We start from the raw sequence: 15600 nt of genomic DNA on the forward strand, positions 1-15600 counted from the left end.
AGTTTGCCGCCACGCTGACGGCGGATCATAGGGGTTTTCAGGCGCGGGGTGAGGATCTGGGTATCGTTAATGAAATCCCAGCCATAATAGCCTTTCAGGCACAGGGTTCCCTGGTTGGTTTTCCCCTGTGCCGCCTCAGCCCGGACGATTTTGCCGTTATCGACCACCAGGTTGATTTTGCAACCTGATGCGCAATACGGGCAAACCGTGACGACTTTTTTCATCGGTCTTGCTCCAGTTGATCAATGGGCGCATATGCGCTATCACGCCGTCAATATGCATCTTCTATGCCATGTTTTCATTGTGGGTATTGACTGATGATACGTCGATTTTTTGGGCTAAATGCTGACGAAAAGCAGGGCGTCGTCAGTTTTGACGTGTCGAAGGGAGGTGAGATGTGACATGGATTGAAGAAACGCGATCCGGTAATGGATTTGTCGTGGGGGCTTTGCTGAATTAATCAGACAGAGATCGTTCCGTGCGGGCAGAGGCAAGTAATGAAACCGGTCATTTTGGTTGTGGATGACGACAGCGCGATTGGCGAGCTGCTTAGCGATGTGCTCAGCGCGCATGTTTTTGACGTGCTGCTGTGCCAGACCGGCAGCGATGCGCTGGCGGTGGCGGCCCAGCGGACGGATATCTCGCTGGTGCTGCTGGATATGATTCTCCCTGACACCAACGGGCTGCTGGTACTGCAACAGCTGCAGCGCAGCCGACCTGATTTACCGGTCGTGATGCTGACCGGCCTCGGCAGCGAATCCGACGTAGTGGTAGGGCTGGAAATGGGCGCCGATGATTATATTGCCAAGCCGTTTAACTCCCGGGTGGTGGTGGCGCGGGTGAAGGCGGTGCTCAGGCGTAGCGGCGCGCTGGGCGCTGAAGGCGCGAGCGGCGGCACGGGATTGCTCTTTAACGGCTGGCGGCTGGATACGTTTCGCTGCGAGTTGTTTAACTCGCAACAGCAAGCGGTGCCGCTGACCCAGGGAGAGTACAGCCTGCTGCTGGCGCTGGCGCAAAACGCCCGCCGGGTGCTTAACCGTGAGCAGCTGTTGGCTCTGACCCATAGCGAAAGCACCGAAGTCTTTGACCGGACGATTGACGTGCTGATCATGCGCCTGCGGCGCAAAATCGAACCGAATCCGCATCAGCCGACGCTGATCAAAACCCTGCGCGGTCTGGGCTATGTGTTCGCCGCAGATGTTATCCACGGCGACAGGGCGGCGTAGCCCCGGCAGACGCGGGGCCAGCGGGGAGATAGTGCTCTTACTTCACGGTCCAGCCTTTGTAACTACCGATATTGTTTTTATCGATCAGGGTCACCGGGATCAGCACCGGTGCGGACGGGGCCGGTTTACCCTGCAGAATGTCATAACCGATCTCGACCGCTTTCGCCGCCATCACCTGCGGGTCCTGCGCCGGCGTCGCCACAAACAGCGAGTTTTTACGTTTCAACGCCTCTTCACCGTCCGGACTGCCGTCGACGCCAACGATAAAGAACTCATGACGTTGCGCCTGTTTTGCCGCCAGATCGGCACCAATCGCGGTCGGATCGTTGATGGCAAAGACGCCATCGATCTTCGGATTCGCGGCCAGCAGTGAGGTCATAATTTCCAGACCCCCCTCACGGCTGCCTTTCGCGTTCTGGTTGTAGGAGAGCACTTTGATATCCGGGTGGCGTGCAAACTCGGCCTGGCAGCCTTCAACGCGATTCTGCACGGCAGAAACCGGCGGCCCGTTGATAATCACCACATTCCCTTTGCCTTTCAGGCGGTCGGTGATGTATTTACAGGCCATTTCTCCCGCCTGAGTGTTATCAGAGGTGATAGTGGCATTGGCGCCTTCGGCGGCCACGTCCACCGCAACCACCACGATCCCGGCATCTTTCGCGCGTTTTACCGCCGGGCCAATCCCTTTTGAGTCGGCGGCGTTGAGGATAATCATGTCGACTTTGGCGGCAATAAAGTTATCGATCTGCGCCACCTGCTGACCCAGATCGTAACCGCTGGAGACCAGCGTCACTTTCACATTGTCTCCGGCCAGCTTACGGGCTTCCAGCTCCGCGCCTTTGGTGATTTGTACAAAGAACGGGTTGGCTAAATCCCCCACCGTGACGCCGATTGATTTCAGCTCTTTGGCCTGGGTAAAGGGCGCTGCGGCAAGCAGCGCGCCGGCACAGAGTGCGGTTACTATGGGTTTCAAACGCATGCTGTTTTCCTCTGTCTGTAGGGTATTGTTGTTATGCACTTTGATGGTGTCGGGTACGGTATTTGTCGATCAGCACCGCAATGATGATCACCGCCCCTTTGATCACCAGTTGCCAGAAATAGGAGACGCCCATCAGCGTCATACCGTTATTGAGCGTGGCGATAATCAGCGCCCCCACTAGCGTGCCGGTGATAGTGCCGATGCCGCCAACGAAGCTGGTCCCGCCGAGAATAACGGCGGCGATGGCATCCAGCTCATAACCTACGCCGAGGTTGCCGTTGGCGCTGTACAGCCGCGAGGCGCTCATGACGCCGCCCAGCCCGGAGAGCAAGCCGCTCATGCCGTAAACGAACAGCAGCACCAGCCACACTTTGATCCCCGTGAGCCTTGCCGCCTGCATATTGCCGCCCACGGCGTAGATATGAACGCCGAGGGTGGTACGGCGCAGAATGAACCAGCACACCGCCACCACCAGCAGCGCGATCACCACCAGCCACGGAACTGGCCCGAGGTAATCGTTGCCGATCCATTCGAAGCTGATATCGGAGTTAATCACCGTGGTGCCGTCGGCCAGCAGATAGGCGGCCCCGCGCAGGGCCGTATAGGTCCCGAGCGTGACGATAAACGGCGGTAGCCCGGCGAAGGCGACCAGCGCACCGTTAAACAAACCGAGCAGCAGGCCGAGCATCAGCGCCGCCGGAATCGACAGCAGCGACAGCTCCGGGGTCAGCGATACCACCATGGCCGCCACCGCGGTCGTGCCGAGAATCGAGCCGACGGACAGATCGATCCCCCCGGTCAAAATGATGAAGGTCATCCCGGCGGCGAGCACGATGTTGATCGACGCCTGACGGGTAATATTCAACAGATTGCTTTCGGTAAAGAAATTGGGGGCGATAAAGCCAAATACCGCCACAATCAGGATTAAAATCGGCAGGATACCGACCGTTTGTAGCAGATCGCCCATCAGGATTTTCTTCGCCGATACCGATTTTGCCACCGGCTGCGCGGCGGTCTCTTTCTGTGTTGTCATGGTGATACCGCCTTAAGGTGAGAGTCGTTTACGCCGGTGGCCAGCGTCATAATGCTTTCCTGGCTGATGTCGCCGGCCTGGAGTTCGCCGGCGATGCTGCCTTCGCGCATGACGTACACCCGGTCGCTCATGCCGACCACTTCGGGGAGTTCGCTGGAGATCATCAGAATGGCCACCCCCTGGCGCGCCATCTGGGTCATGATGCGGTAAATCTCGCTTTTGGCGCCGACGTCAACGCCGCGCGTCGGTTCATCAAGCAGCAAAATGCGCGGACCGATGGCGACCCAGCGGGAGATCAGCAGCTTTTGCTGATTGCCGCCGGAAAGGCCGCCGGCCCGCACCTGCGCGTGCGGTACGCGAATATTGAGCAGGGAGATCGCATCGTCGGAGAGGGTCTGCGCCTTTTTGCGATTGAGCATGCCCCAGCGGGCATCCCGTTCGAGGGTGGCCATGGTGATGTTCTCCTGCGCCGCCATTTCGAGGAACAGCCCCTGCTCCTTGCGATTTTCGGTGAGAAAGCCGATTCCCAGCTCGATGGCTGCGCGCGGAGAGTGAATGACCACCGGCTCGCCGTCGATCTCGATGACGCCGCCGGTGGCCCGACGCACGCCGAAAATCAGCTGCGCCAGTTCCGAGCGGCCGGCGCCGACCAGACCGGCCAGGCCGACGATTTCCCCGGCTCGTACCACCAGACTGCTGGCTTTCACTTTGCCGCCGTCGGTCAAATCCTGTATCCGCAGGCGCGGCTGGCCGGGTGGAATATCACGCTCTTTATTGAACAGGTCGCTTAACGGACGGCCGACCATCATGCGCACCAGCTCGGAGGCGTTGAGCTTGTCGCGGGTCAGGCTGCCGACGTACTGGCCGTCGCGCAATACGCTGACGCGGTCGGAGAGTTCATAAACCTCCGCCATCCGGTGGCTGATGTAGATAATTGCCATCCCTTCGTCGCGCAGACGCAGAATCAGCTCAAACAGGCGCTGGGTCTCACGGGAGGAGAGGGCGGCGGTGGGTTCGTCCATTACCAGGACCCGGCTGTTGCGATGCAGGGCGCGGGCGATCTCCACCTGCTGCTGTTCGGCAATGGTCAGGGTCATCACCCGGTCGCCGGCCTTAAACTGAGCGCCGAGACGATCTATCACCGCCTGGGCCTGATGAATCATCTCTTTGCGCTGTACTAGTCCGCCGCGCGCCAGCTCGCTGCCGAGGAAAATGTTCTCAGCGACGGTTAAATTCGGCGCCAGCTGCATCTCCTGGTAAATCAGCGTGATCCCGGCGGCCAGCGCATCTTTTGGCCCTTTAATGGCGTGCGGCCGTCCGTCGATCAGGATCTCGCCGCTGGTAGCGGTATACGCTCCCGCGAGGATCTTCATCAACGTGCTTTTGCCGGCGCCGTTCTCCCCCATTAAGGCGTGGATCTCACCGGGCCAGACCGTCAGATCGACGCCTTTCAGCGCATAAAACTTGCCAAAGGCTTTGGCAATATTGCGCATGGATAGTACCGGTGTCCCCTGCATGGCGGCTCTCCTGCGAGTGTGATCGAGAATCGCAGTGCACCACAGGACGATAAATACAAAATGTCAGACGCCGTTCATATTTGTCATATTGATGAATAGTTAACCTGGCTCACAATTACGCGATGCGGCTCTCCCGGTCCGGGTCAGCAACCGCCAGGATAAATAAAAAGATCGTGGAGCTGACCATGCCATCCCATCGCTACCCGTTTTTCACCAGCGCTCGCGGGCGTCTGCTGTCGTTTAATTTGCTGATGGTGGCGGTGACGCTGATGGTGGCCGGCGTGGCGCTGCTGGGCTTTCGCCATGCCAGCCTGCTACAAGAACAGGTGCAGCGGCAGACGCTGGATGATATGACCGGCAGTATGAATCTGGCGCGCGACACCGCGAACGTTGCCACCGCGGCGGTTCGCCTCTCCCAGGTGGTCGGCGCGCTGGAGTATAAAAGCGAAGCTGAACGCCTGCTGGAGACCCAGCAGGCCCTGAAATATTCCCTCTCTCACCTCGCCGCCGCGCCGCTGGCGCAACAGGAGCTGGCGCTGGTGGCCAGTATTATTCGCCGCAGCAATGAGCTGCAGCAGAGCGTGGGTGGCATGCTGGAACGCGGTCAGCGTCGTCATCTGCAGCGTAATGAACTGCTCAGCTCGCTGTATCAGAACCAGAGCTATCTCCGGCATATTCAGGATCTTAACGATCGGTATGGCGCAGACGCGATCGATCCCCGGCCGCTGGCAGAGATGGATCGGCTGATCGTTGCGGCCATCCATACTTCGACGCCGCGATCGATCGTCCAGCAGCTGGATAAGGTGCGAGGTTTTCTGCCGACGACCAGCCGCGATCCTACGCTGGCCGCGATTCTGCAGGATTTCAACGGCGAGCTGGCCAGGCTGGAGCCGCTCTCGGCGCAGCTGGAGGAGAGCGATTTGGCCATCGGCTGGTATATGTTTCACATCAAGGCGCTGGTGGCGCTGCTCAACAGCGATATTAATCAGTACGTTGCCCGGGTCGCGCAGGCGTCTGAGCTGCGGGCGGCGCAGAGCCATCGGGAGCTACGTTCCATCAGTATGTTTATTTTACTGTCGGCGCTGCTGGCGCTGGTGATAACCGGCTTCGCCGGCTGGTATATCTACCGTAACCTCGGCTCCAGTCTGACCGCCATCTCCCGCGCGATGTCGCGTCTGGCCCACGGCGAGCAGGAGGTCTCTGTCCCGGGGCTTCAGCGACGCGATGAGCTGGGAGAGCTGGCGCGCGCCTTCAACGTCTTTGCCCGCAATACCGCGTCGTTGGCCCATACCTCCCAGCTGCTGAAAGAAAAAAGTACCCTGCTGGAGACCACCTTTCATGCCATGCGCGACGGCTTCGCGCTGTTTGATAACCAGGGGCTGCTGGTGGTGTGGAATCCGCAGTATCCGCTGCTGTTAGGGCTGGCGGCCAATGATCTGCAGCGCGGTATTCACTATCAGCAGCTGCTGGGCCAGGCCGCTCCGCTGGCGGAACATATTCGTGACAACCTGTCCCGTCCGCTACCCAAACCCCAGGAGCTACAGCTGGCGGGCGATCGTACCATTGAGCTGCGCTTTAGTCCGGTTCCCGGGCGCGGGCTGGTGAACGTGGTACTCGACAGAACCGAACGCAAAGGGCTGGAGCAGGCGCTGGTTCACAGCCAGAAAATGAAAGCGGTCGGCCAGCTGACCGGCGGTCTGGCGCATGATTTTAATAACCTGCTGGCGGTGATTATCGGCAGTCTTGAACTGGTTCAGCCGCAGGACGCGGACGTGCCGCGGATCTCCCGGGCGCGAAAAGCCGCAGAACGCGGCGCGCTGCTCACCCAGCGGCTGCTGGCCTTCTCGCGTAAGCAGTCGCTGCACCCCAATGCCGTGGCGATGAAACCGCTGCTGGAGAACCTGGGCGAACTGATGCGCCATTCTCTGCCGACGACGCTGACTCTGCAGATTGAGGCACAGTCACCCGCGTGGCCTGCGTGGATTGACATCGGCCAGCTGGAAAACGCCATTATCAATCTGGTGATGAACGCTCGCGATGCAATGGAAGGGCGCTCAGGGGTGATTAAGCTGCGCACCTGGAACCAGCGCGTGGCCCGCAGCGACGGGCGGCGGCAGGATATGGTGGCGCTGGAGGTGATTGACCACGGTAGCGGGATGTCACAGGAGGTCAAAGCCCAGGTGTTCGAACCGTTCTTTACCACCAAACAGACCGGCAGCGGCAGCGGTCTGGGGCTGTCGATGGTCTATGGTTTTGTCCGCCAGTCCGGCGGGCGGGTGGCTATTGAGAGCGCGCCGGGCCAGGGGACCACGGTGCGTTTACAGCTGCCGCGCGCGGCGGTGCAGGCGCCGAGCGGCGGCACGTTACCGGAAGTAGAGCAGACGGTGAGCGGTGAACGGCTGGCGCTGGTGCTGGAGGATGAGGCCGATGTGCGTCAGACTCTTTGTGAGCAGCTTCATCAGCTCGGCTGGTTAACCCTGGAGGCCGGGAACGGGGAGCAGGCGCTGCAGTTACTTGAGGCTTCGACGGAAATTGCGCTGCTGATTAGCGACCTGATGCTGCCGGGCAGATTGAGCGGAGCCGAGGTGATCAACGAAACCCAGCGCCGTTTCCCGACGGTGGCGGTGCTGCTGATCAGCGGCCAGGATCTGCGTCCGGCGCACAATCCTGCGCTGCCGGACGTCGAGCTGCTGCGTAAACCCTTCAGTCGGACACAGCTGATGCAGGCGCTGCGACAGGTTGTGGCAAATAACGGCTGCGGGCCAGTGCCGCAGCCCCTTGAGCACCATTAAATGTTGAGGACGATGCGGCAACAAACTGCACTGCCTGATAAGGCAACGGGCGGCGAATATGCGCTTTGATCATGGTGAGCAGCGCCTCGCGTGGAAAGCCGGACATGTCCATCACGCCGCCGCCGAGGATCACTGCATCGGGGTCGAACAGGTTGATGCTGGTGGCGATTGCGCGGGCGGCGTGGTGCAGGAGAGCCTGTACAAACGGCTCCTCAGCGGCGTGCAAAAACAGCTCATCCAGCGCATAGTCGCGCGGTTGTTGTTCATACCAGCGTTTGAGCGCGATGCCGGAGCAGACGGTTTCCAGACAACCGGGATTACCGCAACCGCAGATGAGCGCGTTGTCGCCCTGCGGGATATGACCCAGCTCTCCCGCCACGCCGTGCGCGCCTGTCCACGGCCCGCCGTTTAACCAGATGGCGAAGCCCATGCCGGTGCCGAGATAAGCGGCTAGCACCTGTTGCGCCTGCAAACCATTTTCCTGCACGTCAAATGAGAGCTGAAGATTGACATCGCGGGAAAATTCGACCGGACAGGCCAGCGAATGCTCCAGCTCATCGGCGAGCGTACGCAGGGTTTCCGGCGGTAACGATAGGTTGGGGGTGGAGATAATCGTCCGTTTATCTCTGCTTACCAATGCCGGAAAGCCCATCACCAGGCCGCAGCAACGGGCCTGAAAGCGGTCAAGCTGCTGCTGAATCAACATGGTTATCCCGCTGACCAGACCGTCAGGCGCGATCGCTTCAGCAGTGCGCAGCTTCTCGCAATGCAGAGTCTCGCCCTGCGCGGTTTGCAGGCAAAAGCGGATATGGGTTGCGCCCATGTCCACACCTGCGACGACCTTACGCTGTTTTTGCATGAGGGAATACCTCGTTTTTGGCCGCCAGAATCTGCTCTGCCATGACCTGCCACGCGTCGTGAATATTGTCGCCATGGTTAAACAGACCGGAGGTACCGACGATAAAGACGTCCGCGCCTGCCGCCATCAGTTTTTGATAGGTCGCTTTATTGCATGAGCCGTCGATCTCAATCTCGTAGGCCAGTCCTTCTCGTTCTCGCCACGCTTTTAGTTCGCCGATCTTCTCCAGCATTTCAGGAATAAAGGGTTGGCCGGCGAAACCCGGATCGACGGTCATCACCGTAATTTTGTCCGCCTTGTGGATGTAATATTTCATCGTTTCAACCGGCGTTTCCGGATTGAGAATGAGCCCGACCTTCATGCCGTGGCGACGAATCTCCTCTATCAGGCGGAAAGCCTGACCGTTAATCGTTTCCGGATGCAGGGTGATAAAGTCCGCGCCTGCCTGCGCCAGCTGGCTGATGTAATCCTGTGGCCGGGTGACCATCAGATGGCAGTCCAGCGGTTTACTGGCCAGCTTCTTCACCTGGCTGACGAAAAACGGCGATAGCGTCAGGTTAGGGACAAAATGACCGTCCATGATGTCGATGTGGAAGTAATCTGCATGCCGATCGATAAACTCGATCTGTTCTTTGAATTTCAGCAGGTCCATACACATTAAAGAGGGGGAAATTTTCATCATAAATTCCTTACTTACTGATAAGACGGTCGAGGGCGACAGCCGCGATAATTAATCCACCCATCACCACCAGCTGGTAGTAGGTTTGTACCTGGAGAATATTCAGGCCGTTGTTGATGGTGCCGATGATCAGGCCGCCAATCACCACAGAAAAAATGCGTCCCTTACCACCAAAGAAGCTGGTGCCGCCGATAATGGCGCTGGCAATGGCGTAGGTTTCAAAGCCCATTCCGGCCAGAGGCTCCGCGGCGCCGAGACGTGCCGTCGAGACCACCCCCGCCAGCCCGGCGCAGATGCCGGAGATAATGAACACCAGCAACATGTGGAACTTGACATCAATGCCAGAGTAAAAGGCGGAGTTTTTATTGCCGCCGAGGGCGTAGATATTGCGGCCCAACCGCATCCGGGTGGTCAGGAACCATAGAATCACGGCCACAATAAGCGAGAAGATGACCGGTACCGGGATCCCCAATACGCTGGCGGCAAAGAAATTGACGAACTCGAAAGAGAAGCCATAGACCGAGTTGGCGTCGGAGATAACCAGGGTGATACCGCGAAAAATCGCGTTAGTGCCGAGGGTAATAATGAACGGGTGCAAGCCGGTCCAGTTGACCAGGCAGCCGTTAATCGCGCCTAGCGCGCCGCCGACCAGCACGCCGCCAATCAGCGCCGCGAGGAATGGATCGACTCCTGCCAGCATGAGTTTGGCGGTCACCATGCCGGAAAGCGCCAGAATCGCCCCCACCGACAGGTCGATGCCTGCTACCAGAATAGCGAAGAATTCTCCCATTCCGATGAGCACCGTCACCGAGCTCTGAACAAATATTTGCGTGATGTTATTGGTCGTCAGAAAGTATTCCGACGACAGCGAGCCGAAAATCGCGACAATAATTGCGAGGATAAAAAAGGTGCCGTATTTATCCCAGAACAGTGCGAAGTTGAACGGCTTTTTGCCATCGGACTCCCCTTTTACTCTTGCGGCAGTGCCCATACCATAATCTCCTCTTCGCTCATGTCGTCGCGATTGGTCAGAATTTTCGTCAGCCGCCCTTCGCAGAACACGGCGATGCGGTCACAGACGGCGATAATTTCAGGAAGCTCGGATGACACCATCAGAATGACTTTTCCGTCATCCGCCAGCTGGCGCATCACTTTATAAATTTCGGCTTTCGCGCCGACGTCGATCCCGCGCGTCGGCTCATCGAAAATAATGACGTCGGGGTTGCAGCATAACCATTTGGATATCAGGACCTTTTGTTGGTTACCGCCGGAAAGTTCGGTGATGCTCTGATCGACAGAGTGGCACTTCAGCGCCAGTAATTTACGCTGCGCTTCCGCCGTTTTACGCTCGTTCTCTTCATGGAACAGCCCCATTGCCCCTTTATAGCCGCCGTGTTTCAGGCTCTGACTGACAGCCATGTTTTGCGCAATGGAGAAATTGCCGAAGAAACCGTTGTCCCGGCGACTCTCCGTGATGTAACCCATTCCTTTCTTTAAGGCATCCAGCGGTGAACGCGGGGTAATCGCTTTACCATTGAGGATGATTTCACCGCTGCTGCGCTTATCAACGCCAAACAGACAATCCATCAGTTCGGTACGCCCGGAGCCCACCAGACCGGCAAAGCCGAGAATTTCACCGCGATTGACGCTAAAGGAGATATCGCGGACCTTTTTCTTGTCCCGGCTGGTGACATTTTTCACCTCGAATACCGTTTCGCGCGCGATATTTCCGGTGTTCTCTTTCATCGCGTTAAAGCGGTTTTGCAACTCACGACCGACCATCAGACGTACGATATCGTCGTTATTGACCTCGCTGACCATGCCACTGCATACGCTGCTACCGTCCTTCATCACCGTGTAGCGGTCGCAGATCCGGCGTATCTCCGCCAGCTTGTGCGAGATATAGACGATGGCGGTCCCCTCTTTACGCAGCTGGTTCATGATCAGGAACAGGTAGTCCACCTCTTTGTTGGTCAGCGAAGAGGTAGGTTCATCCATGATCAGCACTTTGGCGTCGAGCATCAGTGTTTTCGCGATTTCCAGCATCTGCTTATGGCTGATGGACAGATTCGCGACTTTCTCATCTAAATCGACCTTTAATCCGATGCGCAGCAGCATCATTGCCGCTCTGATGCGCATCTCTTTCCAGTCGATAATATTGACGCCACAGACTTTTTTCGTCAGATGGCGGCCGATATATAAATTTTCCATTACGGTTAATTCATCAATAACGCTGAGTTCTTGATAAATAATGCCGATACCGAGTCTGGCTGCTAATTTATGGTCGAGTCTGGCATAATTCACGTTATTCACCGTGATGGTGCCTGTGGTCGGTTCATGTATTCCCGACAAAACTTTCATTAACGTTGATTTTCCGGCACCATTTTCCCCTAGCAACGCATGTATTTCGTGCGGGTAAACGGTTAAATCGACCGATTTTAATGCGTGAACCGGACCAAATGATTTGCCGATCCCCGCCATTGAAATATATGGCGTGAGCATAATAACTCCTTACTTATTTTTACCCTCCTGAGGTCAGGAGGGTAAGGGGAGAACATCGGGCTAGCTGCTGGGAAAATTATTTTGTGACCAGAATAGAATCCACCAGTTTGAATTCCGGTGTTTTATCCAGTGCAATTACCTTGCCGGTTTTTTCGGCATCAACCATCATTTTCAGTCCCGTCGCGCCGATATTGCCAGGGTTTTGCGCAATCGTTGCGGTCATCTGACCGGCTTCAACCATTTTACGCGCTTCAGGGATACCGTCAGTGCCGACCACCAGAACCGTTTGGCTTTTCCCGGCGTTGGCTACGGCCTGGGCAACGCCCATTGCCATGGTGTCATTCGCGCAGTAAAAGGCTTTCAGGTTAGGGTTCCGCTGTAGCACATTAGTGGCAACATCGAGCGCCTTAATGCGATCCCAGTCGGCTGGTTGGCTGGCAACAAGCTTGATCTGAGTGGCTTTTTTGAATGCCTCCGTCGCACCGTTACGACGGGCTTCGCCCGACGCGTTCCCCGCTTTACCCTCGATGATGGCAACGTCGCCGCCCTCAGCTCCCAGTTTCTCGATAATAAAATCGGCCCCTTTTGCCCCCACTGCGACGTTGTCCGTGGTGACGAAACCTTCCACGTTACCGCCTGCCTTCTTCAGGTTATCCATATCGATTTTTTCATCGAGATTGACCAGATAAATCCCTTTCTTCCAGGCTTTCGCCACGGGCATCACCAGGTTGACCGATGAGAGAGGGGCGAAAGCGATGCCTTTATAGTTCTTATTGCTTAAGTCTTCGAAGAGCTGAAGCTGTGATTGAAAATCCCCTTCCGAAGGCGAGGCAAAAATATCGACGCTGACTCCCAGCGTTTTAGCCTCATCTTCAATACCTTTTTTCATATCAACCCAGAAAGGATTCGATAATGTTTTTAATACCACAGCGTAATCGGCGGCGGCAAAAGCGCTGGTAGATAACATTACGCCCATAGCCGCGCCGCTGAAAATTTTCAGGTATTTATTCATAACAGTGTTCTCGGTGTAGGATACAGTAATATTGATCCCACCGTAGTGGGATCGGTGTTTATTATTTACTTCAGCGCTCCTGGTGAAAAGAAATCAACAATGGCGCCGGTTTTTTGCATGTTTAAAGTGGCCTGTTCAATATTTTGTTGGGCTACCGAAACAAAAAAAGCATCTAATAATGTAAGTTGTAAAATACGCGCTGAGGCGTTTCTCCCTAATAGAGGAGTTTCTGGTGCTGGCGAGCAAATAATAAAATCAGCTAATTTAGCAATCGGTGAATGGTAACTATGGGTAATACAGATAATTTTAGCGCCGTTCTTCTTTGCCAGTTCTACTGCCGATTTAATATCGCTGGTGCGCCCGGAATGGGTGACTACCAGCACGACGTCGCCTTTTTTCAATAACGAGGCGGACATCATCATGATATGCGCATCCGGATATGTCTGGCAGCGCACGCCGATACGTAAAAACTTATGCTGCACATCGGCGCAGATGGCATTTGATCCACCGGCACCGTACAGATCGCGCTGGTTGGCCTGGGCGAAGAAACGTGCCGCGCGATGAATTTCGTCGACATTAACGATCGACTGACCTTCCATAATGGTACGCAGGGTAATATTAAAAACCTTATTCACCACGTCCTGAGGTGCTTCATCAAAGGAGAGCTCTGCCGGAAGGACCTGTTCAGATTGAGAAAAATACTCCACCAGGGCGCTACGCAGGTTACGAAAACCGCTAAAACCGAGCAGTTTGGAGACCTTAACGATCATTGCTTCGGAAACCGACAGCGCTTCCGCCACATCTTTAATGGCGGGAGCGTCGCTCAGATTGCCAGGTTTAAGCAACCATTCGACGATTCGGCTTTCGTTTTCGGTCATTCCTTCCTGCTTCATGCGTAGCCAGGGGGCGAGGCCGATACCGTTGGGGAGCGAACTGGATTCTGACTGACTCATCGCTTTCTCTTGTCCATAAAGTGAAGACGTCACTATATCACCACAGGCAAAACAGAAAAGATACAATCAACTTCACAAAAATATAATTTTTATAAAGTTTTGGTTTTTGTAAAGTGTTGGCGATTTTGAGAATGGCCATTTTTTGATTAACTATTTATAAAACAAGTATTTTTCATCTTTACCCGTAAGATTTAAGACGATGGGTAATATGAGCTGGCTATTTTTCTCGCTTGATTTGTGAATTTTCGCGATGTAGAAAGGGCACGTCAGACCGGATTTTTGACGATTATTGCGCCAGTTTTTCCGGTTTAAATCACAACTCCATCTATGTTCGTAAAGTAAGAACAGGCGAGGTTAAGTATGAAAAGGATTGCAATTGGCTGTGATCACGTCGGGTTTATCCTTAAAAACGATATTATGGCGCATCTCCGGCTGCGGGGGATCGAGGTGCTGGATAAGGGAACATGGTCACCTGAGCGTACCGATTATCCCCGTTATGCCAGCGCTGTCGCGCAGGCCATTCTGACAGGCGAAGCCGAGGGGGGGATCCTGATCTGCGGCACCGGCGTCGGGATCTCCATCACCGCCAATAAATACCCCGGCATTCGCGCGGTGGTGTGCAGTGAACCCTATTCGGCCCAGCTATCGCGGCAACATAATAATACCAATGTGCTGGCCTTCGGCGCGCGCGTGATAGGTCTTGAGCTGGCGAAAATGATTGTCGATGCCTGGTTGGGGAGCGAGTATGAAGGCGGACGTCATCAGACGCGAATTGATGCGATTACCGCGCTTGAACAGCCGCGGATTTGAGATTCCTCCGCTACTCGCCGCCACGACCGTTGATTAACGTAGGGCCAGCCCCCCGAAGAGACTGGCTCTATGAAACGTTACTTTACCGCTTTAATCCTCTGCACGCTGTCGCTGAGTAGCCAGCTGGCGCGCGCTGATATTATTGACGACGCAATCGGTAATATTCAGCAGGCGATTAATGATGCCTACAACCCCGGCGATAACCGCTCTGATGACGACGACCGCTATGATGACGGACGTTACCAGGGCAGCCGCCAACAAAGCACCGATCGCCAGCGGCAGTATGACGATCGGCAACGACAGATAGAGGATCGTCGCCGTCAGCTCGACGATCGCCAGCGCCAGTTGGATCAGGATCGCCGGCAGCTGGAGAACGACCAGCGGCGACTGGATGACGACGATTAACCGTGCTGCGTTTCTGGCCGTGGCGACACGATGCTGACCGGGTGACGATAGCGCTTACCCGGGTTAAAGATTAATCCAGCACGATCTCCATACCGTCATAGCCGGCCTCAAATCCCGGCGGCAAGGGATGCTCCATCATCCAGAGATCAAACCGGTGGCTGATATGAGTCAGAATGACCCGCGGGCAGGCCAGTACCTGGTTGATGGCGCGTACCGTATTCAAATCGCAGTGGTTGCGCGGAGGCTGCGGGCGCGGCTCATGGCTGCAGTCGATCACGATCGCCTGCGGCTGGTTATTCAGTAAGAATTTGAGCGTTTTTTCCGGTAATCCGGCGGTATCCGACAACCAGGCTACCCGGCTGTGCGCCGATTCCAGCAGATAGCCGTAGGTCAGCTTCGAGTGATTGAGCGGTAGCGGCGTCACCCGCATCCCCTGCAAGGTAAACACCACAAACGGCTCAACGGTATGGCTGAAGTCCAGCAGGCCGGGGTGTTTAAACAGGTCATCGCAACCTTCAGGGTCCGGCGGTCCAAACACCGGAATCGGCGCGCCGACGCCCCAGCGCAGCGGGAATAATCCCTGAACATGATCCATATGATAGTGGGTAAGTAAAAACTGCTGAAACTGGCCGGCGGGCCACTGGTCCATCAGGTCGGGCAGCCCGGCATCCAGCAGCGTCACGGCGTCATTGAAGGTCACGACCGCGCTACAGGGGCGCCGACGATGCGCCTCATCGCTGCGCGCACGCTGACAGGCTGCGCAGTCGCAGCCGAAGACTGGAACCAGCTGGGCGCCGCCGGTGCCGGTTAAGCGAATAGTCAGGCCCATACTT

At 56.3% G+C, this 15600-nt stretch carries 14 protein-coding genes and 1 pseudogene; 4 read left to right on the plus strand and 11 right to left on the minus strand.

The features are described from left to right. Positions 1-224: pseudogene (locus BV390_RS11360) on the minus strand (formate dehydrogenase subunit alpha); the annotation flags it as partial. Positions 225-497: 273 nt separating this feature from the next. Between BV390_RS11360 and BV390_RS11365 the strand changes: the two are divergent. Next, on the plus strand, positions 498-1226 hold the full coding sequence (locus BV390_RS11365; RefSeq protein ID WP_015585352.1) for a response regulator: 729 nt from the start codon (positions 498-500) through the stop codon (positions 1224-1226). A 37-nt stretch (positions 1227-1263) separates the two neighbouring features. Here the strand turns inward: BV390_RS11365 and BV390_RS11370 are convergent, their stop codons facing one another. Genes BV390_RS11370 through BV390_RS11380 form a run of 3 tightly spaced genes read right to left on the minus strand, consistent with a single transcriptional unit; the run spans position 1264 to position 4755 of the window. Then, positions 1264-2205: an ABC transporter substrate-binding protein gene (locus tag BV390_RS11370; protein ID WP_032689907.1), complete on the minus strand. Its 942-nt coding sequence runs from the start codon at positions 2203-2205 to the stop codon at positions 1264-1266. Between the two features lie 31 nt (positions 2206-2236). After that, positions 2237-3238 (minus strand): ABC transporter permease subunit, encoded by a 1002-nt coding sequence (locus BV390_RS11375; protein WP_032689906.1) that lies wholly within the window; start codon positions 3236-3238, stop codon positions 2237-2239. Beyond that, positions 3235-4755: a sugar ABC transporter ATP-binding protein gene (locus tag BV390_RS11380; RefSeq protein WP_064793405.1), complete on the minus strand. Its 1521-nt coding sequence runs from the start codon at positions 4753-4755 to the stop codon at positions 3235-3237. The genes BV390_RS11375 and BV390_RS11380 overlap by 4 nt, the downstream gene beginning before the upstream one ends. A gap of 185 nt (positions 4756-4940) precedes the next feature. On the opposite strand from BV390_RS11380, the gene BV390_RS11385 reads away from it, so the two are divergent. Next, the gene (locus tag BV390_RS11385) at positions 4941-7547 is read left to right on the plus strand and encodes an ATP-binding protein (RefSeq protein ID WP_064793406.1); all 2607 of its coding nucleotides are present in this window, start codon (positions 4941-4943) and stop codon (positions 7545-7547) included. Here BV390_RS11385 and alsK read toward each other — a convergent pair. The 6 genes from alsK to BV390_RS11415 form a co-directional block, all read right to left on the minus strand. Next, a complete protein-coding gene (alsK, locus tag BV390_RS11390; RefSeq protein WP_032698370.1) occupies positions 7459-8406 on the minus strand; it encodes an allose kinase in 948 nt (315 codons plus the stop codon). The two genes, BV390_RS11385 and alsK, sit on opposite strands and share 89 nt — an antisense overlap. Next, positions 8390-9085, minus strand: coding sequence for a D-allulose 6-phosphate 3-epimerase (gene alsE, locus BV390_RS11395; protein ID WP_032689903.1), 696 nt, complete (start codon positions 9083-9085; stop codon positions 8390-8392). Before alsE ends, alsK begins: the two co-directional genes overlap by 17 nt. 10 nt (positions 9086-9095) lie before the next feature. Further along, positions 9096-10076: a D-allose ABC transporter permease gene (gene alsC, locus BV390_RS11400; RefSeq protein WP_004856559.1), complete on the minus strand. Its 981-nt coding sequence runs from the start codon at positions 10074-10076 to the stop codon at positions 9096-9098. Beyond that, a complete protein-coding gene (alsA, locus tag BV390_RS11405) occupies positions 10055-11587 on the minus strand; it encodes a D-allose ABC transporter ATP-binding protein AlsA (protein ID WP_032689902.1) in 1533 nt (510 codons plus the stop codon). The genes alsC and alsA overlap by 22 nt, the downstream gene beginning before the upstream one ends. A gap of 76 nt (positions 11588-11663) precedes the next feature. Next, entirely contained in the window at positions 11664-12599 is a 936-nt protein-coding gene (alsB, locus tag BV390_RS11410; protein WP_032697117.1) for a D-allose transporter substrate-binding protein, read from the minus strand. Between the two features lie 65 nt (positions 12600-12664). Beyond that, positions 12665-13552, minus strand: a complete 888-nt coding sequence (locus BV390_RS11415; RefSeq protein WP_004856567.1) for a MurR/RpiR family transcriptional regulator — start codon at positions 13550-13552, stop codon at positions 12665-12667. 360 nt (positions 13553-13912) lie between these two features. Here BV390_RS11415 and rpiB point away from each other — a divergent pair, with 360 nt between their 5' ends. Then, positions 13913-14362: a bifunctional allose-6-phosphate isomerase/ribose-5-phosphate isomerase RpiB gene (rpiB, locus tag BV390_RS11420; RefSeq protein WP_032689900.1), complete on the plus strand. Its 450-nt coding sequence runs from the start codon at positions 13913-13915 to the stop codon at positions 14360-14362. Between the two features lie 69 nt (positions 14363-14431). Continuing rightward, complete coding sequence (gene yjdP / locus BV390_RS11425; protein WP_032689899.1) at positions 14432-14767, plus strand: DDRRRQL repeat protein YjdP; 336 nt, start codon at positions 14432-14434, stop codon at positions 14765-14767. Positions 14768-14837: 70 nt separating this feature from the next. Here the strand turns inward: yjdP and phnP are convergent, their stop codons facing one another. After that, the gene (gene phnP, locus BV390_RS11430) at positions 14838-15596 is read right to left on the minus strand and encodes a phosphonate metabolism protein PhnP (RefSeq protein WP_064384652.1); all 759 of its coding nucleotides are present in this window, start codon (positions 15594-15596) and stop codon (positions 14838-14840) included. Between the last annotated feature and the right edge of the window lie 4 nt (positions 15597-15600).

This window comes from Klebsiella sp. YJ, from assembly GCF_002108615.1.
Lineage (GTDB): Bacteria > Pseudomonadota > Gammaproteobacteria > Enterobacterales > Enterobacteriaceae > Klebsiella > Klebsiella planticola.

What these genes read in the sequence shown, in the direction of transcription:
- BV390_RS11365 (WP_015585352.1), top strand. Translation starts at nt 498, where the DNA reads ATGAAACCGGTCATTTTGGTTGTGGATGACGACAGCGCGATTGGCGAG.
- BV390_RS11370 (WP_032689907.1), bottom strand. Translation starts at nt 2,205, where the DNA reads ATGCGTTTGAAACCCATAGTAACCGCACTCTGTGCCGGCGCGCTGCTT.
- BV390_RS11375 (WP_032689906.1), bottom strand. Translation starts at nt 3,238, where the DNA reads ATGACAACACAGAAAGAGACCGCCGCGCAGCCGGTGGCAAAATCGGTA.
- BV390_RS11380 (WP_064793405.1), bottom strand. Translation starts at nt 4,755, where the DNA reads ATGCAGGGGACACCGGTACTATCCATGCGCAATATTGCCAAAGCCTTT.
- BV390_RS11385 (WP_064793406.1), top strand. Translation starts at nt 4,941, where the DNA reads ATGCCATCCCATCGCTACCCGTTTTTCACCAGCGCTCGCGGGCGTCTG.
- alsK (WP_032698370.1), bottom strand. Translation starts at nt 8,406, where the DNA reads ATGCAAAAACAGCGTAAGGTCGTCGCAGGTGTGGACATGGGCGCAACC.
- alsE (WP_032689903.1), bottom strand. Translation starts at nt 9,085, where the DNA reads ATGAAAATTTCCCCCTCTTTAATGTGTATGGACCTGCTGAAATTCAAA.
- alsC (WP_004856559.1), bottom strand. Translation starts at nt 10,076, where the DNA reads ATGGGCACTGCCGCAAGAGTAAAAGGGGAGTCCGATGGCAAAAAGCCG.
- alsA (WP_032689902.1), bottom strand. Translation starts at nt 11,587, where the DNA reads ATGCTCACGCCATATATTTCAATGGCGGGGATCGGCAAATCATTTGGT.
- alsB (WP_032697117.1), bottom strand. Translation starts at nt 12,599, where the DNA reads ATGAATAAATACCTGAAAATTTTCAGCGGCGCGGCTATGGGCGTAATG.
- BV390_RS11415 (WP_004856567.1), bottom strand. Translation starts at nt 13,552, where the DNA reads ATGAGTCAGTCAGAATCCAGTTCGCTCCCCAACGGTATCGGCCTCGCC.
- rpiB (WP_032689900.1), top strand. Translation starts at nt 13,913, where the DNA reads ATGAAAAGGATTGCAATTGGCTGTGATCACGTCGGGTTTATCCTTAAA.
- yjdP (WP_032689899.1), top strand. Translation starts at nt 14,432, where the DNA reads ATGAAACGTTACTTTACCGCTTTAATCCTCTGCACGCTGTCGCTGAGT.
- phnP (WP_064384652.1), bottom strand. Translation starts at nt 15,596, where the DNA reads ATGGGCCTGACTATTCGCTTAACCGGCACCGGCGGCGCCCAGCTGGTT.